The organism is Roseibium sediminicola, assembly GCF_023156505.1.
Lineage (GTDB): Bacteria > Pseudomonadota > Alphaproteobacteria > Rhizobiales > Stappiaceae > Roseibium > Roseibium sediminicola.
The window spans coordinates 61,319-73,806 of the sequence record NZ_JALNMJ010000024.1 but is presented as its reverse complement, the minus strand read 5'-3'; the positions used below and the strand labels follow the sequence as shown (position 1 = coordinate 73,806).

Here is a 12,488-nt window from a genome sequence, read left to right as displayed (position 1 = left end):
CTTGGCCGGGATGACGCTGGAGAGGGATTGGGTTCTTCATCAATTGCAGGGCCGTCTGGCCCGTTTCTTCCTCTTTTGCCTTTGAGGCGGTGAATGAAAATCGCATCTGTCGAGATTTTCCGGCACGACCTGCCGGTGAAGAACGGGCCTTATAAAATGGCCAATGCCGAGGTCTGGTCGCTGCAGACCACCCTCGTGAAACTGACCTCCGACATGGGCCGGACAGGCTGGGGCGAAACCTGCCCGGTCGGCCCCACCTACGCGGAGGCCCATGCGGCCGGTGCCCAGGCGGCCTTGCAGCAGATCGCTCCTGCCCTCATCGGCAAGCCCGTTCAGCCGCTGACGGTCAATCGGGTGATGCACGGCCAGCTCAACGGGCACAATTACGCCAAGGCGGCCGTCGACATCGCCGTTCACGATCTGCTCGGCAGACATCTCGACGTCAGCGTCGCAGATCTGCTCGGCGGCGCCACCACCGACGTGGTCCCGTCCTACTATGCCACCGGTGTCGGCGCACCGGACGAAATTGCCCGCATCGCCTCGGAAAAACGCAAGGAAGGCTATCCGCGCCTGCAAATCAAAGTCGGTGGCCGCCCCGTGGACATCGACATCGAGACCATTCGCAAGGTGTGGGAGAAGATCAGCGGCTCCGGCATGCGCCTTGCCGTCGACGGTAATCGCGGCTGGACCACACGTGATGCGCTGCGTGTCAGCCGGGAATGTCCGGAAATCCCCTTCATCCTGGAACAGCCTTGCAACCGGATCGAGGATCTTCAGAAGATCCGGCCGCAAGTCCACCACGGCATCTACATGGACGAGAACGGCACCGACCTGGCAACAGTCATCCGGGCCGCAGGAACGGGACTGGTCGACGGTTTCGGCATGAAGATCACAAGGGTCGGTGGACTGCAGCAGATGGCGGCGTTCCGGGACATGTGCGAAGCCGTCAACTTGCCCCATACATGCGACGATGCCTGGGGCGGCGACGTCATCGCCGCCGCCTGCACCCACATCGCGGCCACTGTCAAACCGGCGCTCCTGGAAGGGGTGTGGCTGGCAGAGCCGATGATCGAAGGCAGCTACTCTCTTGGTGACGGCGTCCGGATCGTGGACGGTCATATCCGCCTGCCGCAAGGCCCAGGACTTGGCGTGGAACCGGACGAAACCCTGTTCGGCAAACCGTTTGCCGCATTCTGATCGGGAGACTATCGAGGCCTTCGGGACGAAAGTTTGTCGGCAAAGGTGTCAGGGACGCTGCTTGGAAACAGACAGAAACGAATGGGATTTTGAAGTGAGTGGCGCACGCTCCAACACCCCCCACGTATTCAGGGCAGCATTCCAATCCAAGGGAGGATCCCATGAAATCTGCCGCTGGTCTTGCCACTCTCTTTCTTGTCCTGACCGCAGGCACTGCGACCGCCCGCGACTTCGGCACGGTCCGCCCCCCAAGTGCCGGCCCAAACGGCCCTTTGAGCTCTGCCGACCGCAATCGCGACGGCTCGGTCACCCACGCCGAATGGGAAGATTTCCTGCGCGACGGGCCCTATCGCCGCTACGGCCTGGTGCAATATTTCGACATGCTCGACACCGACCATGACGGATATTTAAGCCGCGCGGAGCGGTCCAGGGCGAGACCTGCCAACACCTATGACGATGTCGATTTCAACCGCGACGGCCGTGTCAGCCGGGACGAAGTGATCCACCAGGTCGGCGACCGGCTTTATCGCAAGATGCCCGGTGAGGATTACTTCAAGCTCCTGGACACCGACCACGACAACAAGATCACGCCGGCCGAGATCGAGGCCGCGCAGCGCAAGGGGCAATTGCCGAGGAGGTGAGGCAAGCGGCGTCCTCGTTGACCGCCCAAAACGGTCGTTGGTACACGCCGGCCGCTACTTTTGAAACGCCTTACGGATCGCAGTTTTCATCGTGTCGGCCAGGGTCACGTCAGCCTCCCTGGACGAGCCGATGACCAGGCGGGAGACGGGCATGTCTGGAAAACCCTGCCCGTCTCCCAGCACCTTCAAATGCGGTGCGACCGAAGACCGACCGAGCAGTCCGATGGCAATGCCGGCTTCGACCGCCGCCGTCACGCCGGCAACGCTCTGGCTGGAAAAGACGATCCGGTAAGGCCGGCCGCGCGCCTCCAGAGCCCTGATGGCGGCCTCCCGCCACCAGCAGGCCCGGTCGAACAGCGCCACCGGCACCGGGTCCTCGGCCGCAAGATCCTGAAAACCTGAAGACACCCAGCAGGTCGGGTCTTCGTAGATCACTTCTTCACCCGGCTCCGGCACCTCGACCTCATAGACCGCCAGATCGAGCAAGCCCTTTTTGAGCAATCCTGGAAACTCCGTGCTCAGCGAACAGGTGACGTCCAGCTCGACCTGAGGATGAGACTGCGCGAAGGCCCCCAGAATGTCGGCCAGCTTGGCGCGGCCGTGATCGTCCGGGATGGCCAGGCGCAGCTTGCCGCGCAGGCCGTCGGACGTGATTTCGCGCAAGGCAATGTCCAGCCGCCCGGTCACGTCCCTTGCCACCGGCAGCAGCCGTTGGCCTGCCTCGGTCAACGTGACGCCGCGCCCGGTGCGGTCGAACACCGGCCGTCCGAGCACCTCTTCCAGACGCATGATCTGCAGACTGGTTGCCGATTGCGAGCGGCCGATTACACCGGCGCCTTCGGTGATGCTGCCTGTTCCGGCAACCGCCAGAAAGGTGCGGAGCAGCTCGCTGTCGAGTGTAGGCATATGTTTTCTCAATATCCGGCATTAAAGAAATTCGTTTTCCCAATGAAAAGACCACGCCTATCCTGTCGCCGTCAACCACGGGAGGTATCCATGCAAGACCGGACGGCGTCAGCCATGCCCCCAAGGAACCGTGCGGTTTTGCTCGGCGCCGCAGCTCTGTTTGTGTCCATGATCGCCTGGCTCTGGCCAAGGTTCTTCTGGAACGGGGTGTTGTTTACAGCTCAAGGCCTTGTCGACGTCGCTCCGCTCATCCTCCCCGGCATCGCCCTGACCGCCTGGATCATGGCGAGCGGCGCCGACCGGATATTGTCCCGCGCTTTTGAAGGACGTTTGCTGTCCGCCATCCTCGCCGCTTCCGCCATCGGTACGATCACGCCGGTCTGCGGGGTCACCGTGCTGCCGTTGATGGTCGGCCTGCTGGCCGCCGGGGTTCCCCTCGCGCCGGTCATGGCCTTCTGGCTGTCCTCGCCGATCACCGACCCGGCCATGCTGGCCACGACGGCCGCAACGCTCGGCTTTGCCTTTGCCCTCGGCAAGACGATAGCCGCCTTCGGCCTCGGTCTCTTCGGCGGCACCGTCACCGCCCTGCTCACCGGCGATCAGGGAGGCCAGTCCGCGCTGCGCGGCACCGGTCTCGCCGCATCCCTGAGCACCTCCTGCGGATGTGGCCCCAAAACCTTCGAACCACGTATCTGGCGGCACCCCGACCGGCGCAGCGCCTGTGCCAGGCAGGCGATCGCCACCACACGGCTAATCCTGATCTGCCTGATCCCGGCCTTCTTCGCCGAATACGCACTCAACGCGGCACTGACACCCGGATCGCTCGCCGCTTATGTCGGCGAAGACACCTGGTGGGCGATTCCGGCCGCGGTCTTTGTCGGCGCCCCCGCCTATATCGACGGATACGCCGCCCTGCCCCTCACCCGTGGCCTGATCGACAACGGCATGTCCCCGGGCGCCGCCATGGCGTTCCTGGTCTCGGGCGGCGTTGTCAGTATCTGGGGCGCGCTGGCGATTTTCCCGGTCCTGCGGCTGCGGCCGTTTCTGCTCTACCTGGGCCTGGCGGTGACCGGTTCGCTGCTGGCGGGATATGGCTTTGGATGGGTGTATTGAGACTATCGTCCACGCTCTCGGGAGTTTGCAGCCCGTCCTTCGAGACGGGCCTGCGGCCCTGCTCAGGATGACGCTGGGTGGGTGGGGACACCGTGATCTGATCATGGACCGGGAGGCAGAATTCCGGATGACTTAGCTGGTTGGAAACTGCACTCGAATACAAGCCTTGCCAATCCCCAAAACGTCATCCTGAGGAGGACCGCCAGGTCCGTCTCGAAGGATCGGCAGCTTGCTCCTGAACACGTGGCCGATCCTTCGAAATATGCCACTCAGATTGACGCTGAGTGCGTGAAAACTCTGGAAATTATTCCTCAGCCGCGCGCCTTTCCTTGAAGCGCAGCACCGCGTTGGCGCCGATCTCGCGGAAGGGCCGGGGCGGCAGTTTTCTGGGGCGGGCTTCCCCGCCGAAATGCCGGGTGACAGTGCTCTCGACACCGCAGGCGAGCTCCGCCGCGCCGATCCCGGTCAAGGTGCCGCGCGCTGTGCCGAGGCCGTTCTGGACGCAGCCGGAATAGACCCCGTTCGCGAGCTCGCGCATGACGGCGACGCCATTTAGAGACAGACACAGATGCCCCGCCCATTTGTGTTCCATCCGCAGCCCGGCCAGCTGCGGAAAGCGCCGGTCGAATTTCTGTTGCATCACTTTTGCGGCGCGAACCACGTGAGCCTGAGAAAGACGCATGTTCGGTTTCAGCACCGCGCAGGTCCGGGTCACGATCCGGTTGCCGCCTTGCCCCGCATCGATCCGGCGCAAGGTCGTGCCCATCGGATCGGACGGGGTGATGCCCCAACGCGAATGGCCGCCGAGTTTTTTCAGGGCGTCGCCATCCAGCTCCGGTGTCATCACGGCAAACAGGAACAGCTGCAGCAGCCGGTTACGCTCAAAACCGAAACTCTCCAGATGGCCGTTCACCGTCAGGATGATTTTCTGCGTCGACACGCTGCCCTCGGGCGTCGTCACTGTCCAGCCGTTGCCGGTCCTTGAAAAGGCACTCACGGGACTTTCCTCGAAGATCTTGACGCCTTGACGCCGCAAGCCCGCCGCCAGGCCGCGAATATAACCTGCCGGCTGCAGCATCACCGTCCCGGGTGTGTAGAGCCCTGCGGAATAGTGCGCGCTGCCGGTGATCTCTGCCATCTGCTTGCCATCAAGCAGTTCATAGTCTTCGCCGAGGCTGGCCAGATGCTCCGCATAGCTCTTGTTATGCGCCACGGCCTTGGCACTCGCCGCGCCATTGATCTTGCCCGCCGGATCGAAATAGTTGGCATCAATCTGGTAGTCGTCGACCGCGGCACGGGCGAAAGCGATAGCGTGCCGGTTGAGCGCGATCAGCGCCCTGTCGTCCCCCGCCCCGGCATAGTCTTCCGAGGTGAGTTCATGCGGCAGATCGATCATGAAGCCCGAGTTCCGCCCCGCCGAGCTCTCCGCAACCGGAAGGGCATCCAGCACCACGACCTTCAGCCCGCTGTCGATCTGCGTCAGCCGCCGGGCCGCGCTGAGGCCAGCGAAACCCGCGCCGACAATCGTGATATCGGCACGGATGTCTTGCGCAAGGATCGCCGATGTCGGCGCTTCCGGCAGGATCCTGTTCCAGGCCGCCGGACCTTGCAGGCACGGCAAAGAGGTGGCGGCCCGGCGCGTCATCCGACCGCCTCGTCCTCGTCATCGGAGAGATCCAGCCAGATCGTCTTCAGCTGGGTGTACTGGTCATGCGCGGCAAGGCTGTTGTCGCGCCCGCCAAAGCCGGACTGTTTGAAGCCGCCGAAGGGCGTGGTGATGTCGCCCTCGCCGAAGCAGTTGACCGTCACCGTGCCCGCCCGGATGGCGCGGGCGCCACGCAGCGCCTTCTTGGCATTGGAGGTGAAGATCGACGCCGCCAGGCCGTACTCGGTGCTGTTGGCCATTTCGATGGCTTCGTCGAAGCCGCGCACCGTCAGGACGCTCAGCACCGGACCGAAGATTTCTTCTTTCGCGGCCTTCGACTGTGCATCGACCTCCAGCACTGTCGGCTCGACATAGGCCCCGCCATGGCTCTTGCCGCCCATCAGAACCTTGGCGCCGCTTTCGAGATAGGCGCAGACCTTCTCGAAATGGGCGCTGGAGACCAGCGCGCCGACCCGGTGCTCCGGATCGAGCGGATCGCCCAGTGTCCATTCCCGGGCATGAGCCAGTATCCGTTCCAGCAGCGCGTCCCTGATCTCCTCTTCGACGATCAGCCGGGAACTCGCCGAGCAGTTCTCGCCCATGTTCCAGAACGCGCCGTTGACGATATGAGCCGCGACCCGGTCGAGATTGTCCGCGTCCTTCAGGACGACGCTCGGATTCTTGCCGCCCATTTCCAGGACGACTTCCTTCAGGTTGCTGTCGGCGGAATAATGCAGGAAGCGACGGCCGGTTTCGGTCGAGCCGGTGAAGGAGACCATGTCGACATCCATGTGCCGGCCGAGCGGTTCGCCGACCTCCGGACCGGAGCCCGGTACGACGTTGAAGACACCGCGCGGAATGCCGGCTTCCATGGCAAGTTCGGCAACGCGCAGCGCGGTCAGCGAGGTTTCCTCCGCCGGCTTGACGATCACCGAGCAGCCGGCGGCCAGCGCAGGGCCGATCTTCCAGGCGAGCATCAGCAGCGGGAAATTCCAGGGCAGCACCAGGCCGACCACGCCGACGGGCTCGCGCACGATCATGGCGATGTGATCGTCCGAGGCCGGAGAGACCTGATCGTAGATCTTGTCGATCGTCTCGGCGTGCCATTTCAGGCAATGGATCGTCTCCGGCACGTCCGCCGTCTCGCAATCGAAGATGGTCTTGCCACTGTCGAGGCTTTCCATCACGGCGAGTTCGCGCCGGTTACGGGTCAAGAGTTTGGCAAAGCGGATCAGCACATCCTTGCGTTCCGAGGGGTGCAGCTTCGACCAGCGGCCATCGTCAAAGGCTTCCCGTGCCTTCTGAACGGCAAAGTCGACATCCTCGGCGCCGCAGGCCGCGATCTCGGCCAGGGCCTCGCCCGTTGCGGGATTGACGGTTGAAAAGGTCTTGCCGGATGCCGCCGGCCGATAAGAGCCGTCGATAAAAGCGTTGGTCGGTAGGGTCAGCCTGGCGGCAAGTGCCTTGTATTCGTCGCGGGTCAGAAGATCGGTCATGGTCACGCTCCCGCCGTGATGTCTTGAACAGTGGATTTGAGAACGCGGACCACCTGGTCCAGCTGGCGCTTGTCGTCCTTGTTGAGCGCCTTGAGCGGCGGACGCGGCGGGCCGGCATAAAGCCCGGTCATCTCGACGCCATGCTTGACGCACTGGATGAACTTGCCGCCCTGTTCCAACACGCGCATCAGCGGCATCATCGCCGACATGATCTTGCGCCCCTTGGTGAAATCGCCTTCGACCGCGCAGGCCTTGTAGAGCGCGACATGTTCCTTCGGCAGGAAATTGGAGCCGGCGCAGACCCAGCTGCGCGCGCCCCAGGCAAAAAATTCGAGCGCCTGGTCGTCCATGCCGCAGGACATCTGGATATGCGGATAGTCGCGCGCCAGCAGATGCACTCGATTGATGTCGCCGGAGCTTTCCTTGATAGCGCAGACATTGCGCGAGCGCCCGACCCGGTCGAGAAACTCCTCGCCCATGTTGACGCCCATCCGGCTCGGATAGTTGTAGAGCATGATCGGCAGGTCGGCGGCCCGGTCGATGGCCAGGGTATTCAGCGCGTTTTCCCGTTCCGTTGGCACCGAATAGGGCGGTGTCGCGACGAGAATGGCCTCGGCACCCATCCTGGCGGCACCTTCCGCCAGCGCGATGGAATCGGGCGTGCGCATGGTGCCGGTGCCGACGATCAGCGGCAGCCGGCCGTCGAGCTTGTCCTTGGTGAAGCGGGCCAATTCCAGCCGCTCCTCGACCGTCTGGGCATAATTCTCGCCGGTCGAGCCGCCGGAGATCAGGCCGTTGACGCCACTTTCCACCAGGTGATCGATCACCTTTTCCAGCGCGTCCCAGACGACAGTGCCGTCAGCGTCATAAGGCGTCACGACTGGCGTGTAGATGCCCTCGAAGGTCATGATGGGTGTCATTGGAATTCTCTTCAGCTTCAGGCGGATTTAAGTTTGGGCGGCTGCCCGAGCGGAGCTTCCAGCCCGGCAGGCATGACAAAGAGCTCAATCTGGTCGCGCGACAGTGCCCAGTGTTCGAGCGCCAGTTCGGCGGCGCGCTCGTCGTCGCCCTGTTCTATGGCCGCGATCATCTCGTCATGCTGCTGGCAGGCGAGCGACAGCCGGTCGTCCGTCGTTCCCGCTTTCTTGCGAAAGAAGGTCATGCCGATCCGCGTGTGGTCGATCAGCAACCGGTCGAGGCTGGCCAGCAGATAAGAGTTGCCGGCCATCAGGCCGGTGATGCGGTGGAAGCGGTCATTGGTCAGCGCCCGCGCCGTCACGTCGCCGGAGGCCATGGCAGCGCGGAAATCTTCCTGCGCCGCTTTCAGCTCCACGATCTGCTGTGCGCTCGCATTCTGGGCGGCGAGACGCAGAATGGCGCTGTAGATCAACGGCGCGGCCAGAAAAAAATCACGCAGCGTGTAATGGCTCATATCGGAGACGCGGGCACCGCGATTGAGCTGCAGGCTGACATAGCCTTCGCCGGAAAGCTGTTGCAGGACCTCGCGCAAGGGCGTGCGCGACAGGCCATAGCGGTCGCACAGCTCCGTTTCCTCCAGCGCGCTGCCGGGCTTGCGCTCCAGGGTCAGGATGGCGCGCTTCAGATCTTCATAGGCGACGGTCTTCGCTGTTCCGCGCTGAGGGGGCATGGGGCTGCTCCGTTTCGAATTTGGTTGACTGATTTGTATACATCATGAATACAATATCAACACAATAATAATACAAAGATGCTGAGCGCCCGAAACAGGCCAAGGCGACAGGCTCCGGAGAAAAGCGACATGTCCAGAACGCACGACGCCACATTCCTGCTGCTCGACGATTTTTCCCACATCGCCTTTGCCTGCGCTGTCGAACCCTTGCGCATCGCCAATCTGCTGCAGGGCGAGGAACTCTATTCCTGGCGGGTGGCATCGGTGAACGGAGAGCGTGCGGTCTGTTCCAACAAGACGGTCACGCTGGTCGACCAGGGCCTCACTGACCTGCCGCCACGCGGCAGCCTGTTCCTGGTCTCCGGCCAGAATGTTGGCGACCGGGCCACGCCGGAGGTTCTGTCGTTCCTGCGCCGGGAACGGGCACGCGGCACGAAGATCGGTGCGATCTGTTCAGGTGCCTTTGTTCTGGCCAAGGCCGGTCTGCTGAACGACCGTCGCGCGGCGATTCACTGGTCGTTTCACGACAGCTTTCAGGAGAATTTTCCGGAAGTGGAGCTGTGCCGCAACGTCTTTGTTGCCGACGAGACGTTCGTCACCGCCTCAGGCGGCACGGCGGCGACCGATCTGATGCTGCACCTTATCGGCGAGACCCATGGCGACGATCTGGCCGCCGCGATTGCGGACATGATGGTCTATTCCGGCGTGCGCCCCGCGGAGTCGCCGCAGCAGATCTCGCTTCAGGCCCGCCACGGCATCCGCAACCCGCACATCGCCGAGGCGATCCGCCTGCTGAATGAAAGCGCGCCCTATTACCTGCCGACTGCGGAAATCGCCCGCAAGATCGGCATTTCCACGCGGCAGCTGGAGCGCCTGTTCCAGAAGCACCTGAAAGTGTCGCCGAAGAAATTCGCCATCCAGCAGAAGCTGACCAGGGCCCGCAATCTGCTCCTTCAGACAGAGCAGTCAGTCTCGGAAATCGCGCTCGCCTGCGGCTACGAATCCCCGTCGCATTTCATCCGCACCTACCAGAACCGCTTCGGCGTCACCCCGCACACCCAACGCGTCTGCGCGACGGGTGCGGAACCCTTTCGGCAGAGTGCATAAATCAAACGAACAGTCGGCGAACAAGCGCCATTGGCGACGCTGTAGCAACCGGAATCGTCATCCTGAGGAGGTCCGACAGGACCGTCTCGAAGGATCGGCCACACACTCTTGAGCAAGCTGCCGCTCCTTCGAGACGCCGCTTCGCGGCTCCTCAGGATGACGCTGAATGTGAAGCCGCCCAATGTTGGAGCGGATGCAGTTTATCCCAGAACCACCACCTTCGTGCCGACGCTGACCCGGTTGTATAGGTCGATGATGTCCTGGTGCCACATGCGGATGCAGCCGCTGGAGGCGTTGGTGCCGATGCTGGAAGGCTGGTTGGTGCTGTGAATGCGGTAGAGCGTGTCCTTGTTGCCCTGCCACAGGTATAGCCCGCGCGCCCCGATCGGATTGCGCGGTCCGCCTTCCTGGCCTTCCCGGTATTTTTCCAGCTTGGGGTCTCGCTCGATCATCTCGTCGGGCGGGAACCATTTCGGCCATTCCCGCTTGAACTGGATCACCGCCTCGCCGTTCCAGGCGAACCCGGCCCGGCCGACACCAATGCCGTAGCGGATCGCCCGGCCGCCGGGTTGGATCAGATAGAGAAACTTGTTGCCCGGATCGACGACAATGGTTCCCGAGGGATATTTGCTCGGATAATAGACCACCTGCCGGAGGAATTTCGGATCGAATTTCTGATACTGGATCGCCGGCAGCGAGAAACCGCCGTCATTGGTAGCCGCATAGGCCGTCGCGTAATCCGGCGTTCCGTCCGCCAACGGTGTCAGCCCGGCCTGTATCGTCGACTTCTGTTCGCTCTGGCAGGCGGCCAGAAAAAGCGGCAATCCGGCAACAAAGGCCCGGCGGCTCAGTTTCAACGCCATTTCGCGTCCTTTCAGCGGGCCGCCAACAGCTGCGACCTCAAACACCTCAAAAAATCAAGGAACTAAAAACGCCATCCCGCAAGAAAGGCAACCCGATTATGGTAAACAGTTGTTTAACAAGCCACAGGATTGGAAGGACTTCAACAGAAGGTCATGCACTCAGCCGGTTCCGGCAGGCGATCAGATCCAGTTGAGACACCGGCACAAGCGCGCCGCGGCTGCCGATCACATGCGCGGCCAGCGCGCAGCCGGCCCGCACCGCTTCCCGGGCACGCCCCCTTTCCAGATAGTCAACGAGAAAGGCCGCGTTGAAACTGTCGCCTGCTGCTGTGGTATCCACCACTTCAGGGACAGGAACCGGCTGAAACTGGAACCCGTCACCATCGGCCGATCGCACCACCAGCTGCCCCTCACCGTTCTTGACCACCACCAGCCGGACACCGCACTCCAGATAGCGTTTTGCCGTATCTTCCGGCCCGCAGTCCTTGAAATGCACCGCCTCATCCTCGAAGGACGGCAGAACGATTGCCGCGACGGATGCGGCTCTGGTCGTCCAGGCACACATGTCCTCGGCGGATTGCCAAAGTCGAGACCTCAGGTTCGGATCGAACACGATCTCCGCGCCCCGCCCGGCAGCGTCCGTCAGAGCGGAAAGCAGGCGCCTACGCGCCGTCTCATCCAGGATTGCAAGGGTGATGCCGGAAAAATAGACCATGTCTCCGGCCGCAGCCGCTTCGAGCGCCCCAAGGTCATCGGCGAGGCGCCGGGCAGCCGATTGCGAACGCCAGTATTGAAAGCTGCGTTCGCCGTTATTCAGGAAGATCATGTAGACCCCGGGACTGGCGCTCTCGATGGTCGCAAAGGCGGGCGTGATCCCCGCGCTTTCGACAAAGCAGGTGAGCCGCCGCGACAGGTCGTCGTCCCCCACCGCGCTGACATAAGTGACACCCAGCTTGTCGCGCTCTGTCAGCTGCCGGACATACCAGGCCGTGTTGAACGTATCTCCCGCAAAACCGACGGCATAGGTCCCGTCCAGCGTCGGCGCGAACTCGACCATGCATTCGCCGATGGCGACAAACTGCCTAGCCATCCCTATTCCTCGAAATGCGCGGCGTTTTCGGCGCGGATCCGCCCAAGAATGGTGGCGATGCGCCCCAGATGCTCGGTCAGAAACGCTTCGGCCTTCTTCTGGTCCCGTTCGCGCATGGCATCGATGATGACGACGTGGTCGTCGAGCGCGGCCTGCGCCCCGGAGGCCAGGGACAGGAACCGCACCCGATCCATATGGGCCTTCTGTTCACGGATCAGTGCCCAGACATAGTCATGACCGGAAATCTCGCAGATCTGGCGATGAAACGCGTCATCGAGACTGTGAAACAGCTGGCGTTCATCGGCGTCCACCGCGGCCTTCTGCTCCTTTAGCAGCTGGTCGAGATCCTTGATCTGGTCATCCGTGATCACCTCGATCGCCGCCCGCATGCAGGCAATCTCCAGCGCCGTCCGCACGAACTTCGCCCTGAGGACCGCAGCCTCGGAAATCTTGGTGATCACCGTGGCCCGCTGGGGACGGATCAGAAGAAAGCCCAGCTGCGACAGCCGGTAGAAGGCGTCGCGCACCGGTTGACGGGAAACGCCGAAGGCCTTGGCAACCTCCACTTCCGAGACCCGCGTTCCCGGTGCCAGGTCCAGCGACAGGATCTGCTGATGCAGCTCCTCGAACACCGTGTCCGCGACCGTGGGGATCTTGAGCGGTTCGAGCACCTTGAGGGCGCTGCCTTCTGCCATGTGTTTTCTCTCCGTTGACTCGTCTACTCAACTAGCATATCAGTTTACTAGTCGCAACACCGAGCGTATCAAAACGCCGATCCGGGA

Annotated in this window: 12 protein-coding genes; 4 read left to right on the top strand and 8 right to left on the bottom strand. The window is 62.7% G+C overall.

Translation table 11 applies throughout. The features are described 5' to 3' along the window. Window positions 1-93: 93 nt before the first annotated feature. Both M0H32_RS24675 and M0H32_RS24670 read left to right on the top strand, forming a co-directional pair. Complete coding sequence (locus tag M0H32_RS24675) at window positions 94-1,197, top strand: mandelate racemase/muconate lactonizing enzyme family protein (RefSeq protein ID WP_248158724.1); 1,104 nt, start codon at window positions 94-96, stop codon at window positions 1,195-1,197. Between the two features lie 161 nt (window positions 1,198-1,358). Continuing rightward, entirely contained in the window at window positions 1,359-1,838 is a 480-nt protein-coding gene (locus tag M0H32_RS24670; protein ID WP_248158722.1) for an EF-hand domain-containing protein, read from the top strand. A 54-nt stretch (window positions 1,839-1,892) separates the two neighbouring features. Here M0H32_RS24670 and M0H32_RS24665 read toward each other — a convergent pair whose 3' ends face one another. Beyond that, window positions 1,893-2,744 (bottom strand): LysR substrate-binding domain-containing protein, encoded by an 852-nt coding sequence (locus M0H32_RS24665; RefSeq protein WP_248158712.1) that lies wholly within the window; start codon window positions 2,742-2,744, stop codon window positions 1,893-1,895. Between the two features lie 90 nt (window positions 2,745-2,834). Between M0H32_RS24665 and M0H32_RS24660 the strand changes: the two genes are divergently transcribed. Next, window positions 2,835-3,857 carry a permease gene (locus M0H32_RS24660; protein ID WP_248158710.1) on the top strand — a complete coding sequence of 341 codons (1,023 nt, stop codon included), beginning with the start codon at window positions 2,835-2,837 and terminating at the stop codon, window positions 3,855-3,857. A 304-nt stretch (window positions 3,858-4,161) separates the two neighbouring features. On the opposite strand, the gene M0H32_RS24655 is transcribed toward M0H32_RS24660, so the two are convergent. Genes M0H32_RS24655 through M0H32_RS24640 form a run of 4 tightly spaced genes read right to left on the bottom strand, consistent with a single transcriptional unit; the run spans window position 4,162 to window position 8,646 of the window. Continuing rightward, on the bottom strand, window positions 4,162-5,502 hold the full coding sequence (locus tag M0H32_RS24655) for an NAD(P)/FAD-dependent oxidoreductase (protein ID WP_248158709.1): 1,341 nt from the start codon (window positions 5,500-5,502) through the stop codon (window positions 4,162-4,164). Further along, the gene (locus M0H32_RS24650) at window positions 5,499-6,998 is read right to left on the bottom strand and encodes an aldehyde dehydrogenase (RefSeq protein ID WP_248158708.1); all 1,500 of its coding nucleotides are present in this window, start codon (window positions 6,996-6,998) and stop codon (window positions 5,499-5,501) included. Before M0H32_RS24650 ends, M0H32_RS24655 begins: the two co-directional genes overlap by 4 nt. Before the next feature lie 2 nt (window positions 6,999-7,000). Next, complete coding sequence (locus M0H32_RS24645) at window positions 7,001-7,906, bottom strand: dihydrodipicolinate synthase family protein (RefSeq protein WP_248158773.1); 906 nt, start codon at window positions 7,904-7,906, stop codon at window positions 7,001-7,003. 29 nt (window positions 7,907-7,935) lie between these two features. Beyond that, window positions 7,936-8,646, bottom strand: coding sequence for a GntR family transcriptional regulator (locus M0H32_RS24640; protein ID WP_248158706.1), 711 nt, complete (start codon window positions 8,644-8,646; stop codon window positions 7,936-7,938). Window positions 8,647-8,775: 129 nt separating this feature from the next. Here M0H32_RS24640 and M0H32_RS24635 point away from each other — a divergent pair, with 129 nt between their 5' ends. Further along, window positions 8,776-9,753 carry a GlxA family transcriptional regulator gene (locus M0H32_RS24635; protein WP_248158704.1) on the top strand — a complete coding sequence of 326 codons (978 nt, stop codon included), beginning with the start codon at window positions 8,776-8,778 and terminating at the stop codon, window positions 9,751-9,753. Between the two features lie 200 nt (window positions 9,754-9,953). Here the strand turns inward: M0H32_RS24635 and M0H32_RS24630 are convergent, their stop codons facing one another. From M0H32_RS24630 to M0H32_RS24620, 3 genes are all read right to left on the bottom strand, one after another. Then, window positions 9,954-10,616: a L,D-transpeptidase gene (locus M0H32_RS24630; protein ID WP_248158702.1), complete on the bottom strand. Its 663-nt coding sequence runs from the start codon at window positions 10,614-10,616 to the stop codon at window positions 9,954-9,956. 151 nt (window positions 10,617-10,767) lie between these two features. After that, window positions 10,768-11,706, bottom strand: a complete 939-nt coding sequence (locus tag M0H32_RS24625) for a sugar kinase (RefSeq protein ID WP_248158700.1) — start codon at window positions 11,704-11,706, stop codon at window positions 10,768-10,770. Window positions 11,707-11,708: 2 nt separating this feature from the next. Continuing rightward, complete coding sequence (locus tag M0H32_RS24620; protein WP_248158698.1) at window positions 11,709-12,401, bottom strand: GntR family transcriptional regulator; 693 nt, start codon at window positions 12,399-12,401, stop codon at window positions 11,709-11,711. Window positions 12,402-12,488: the final 87 nt, after the last annotated feature.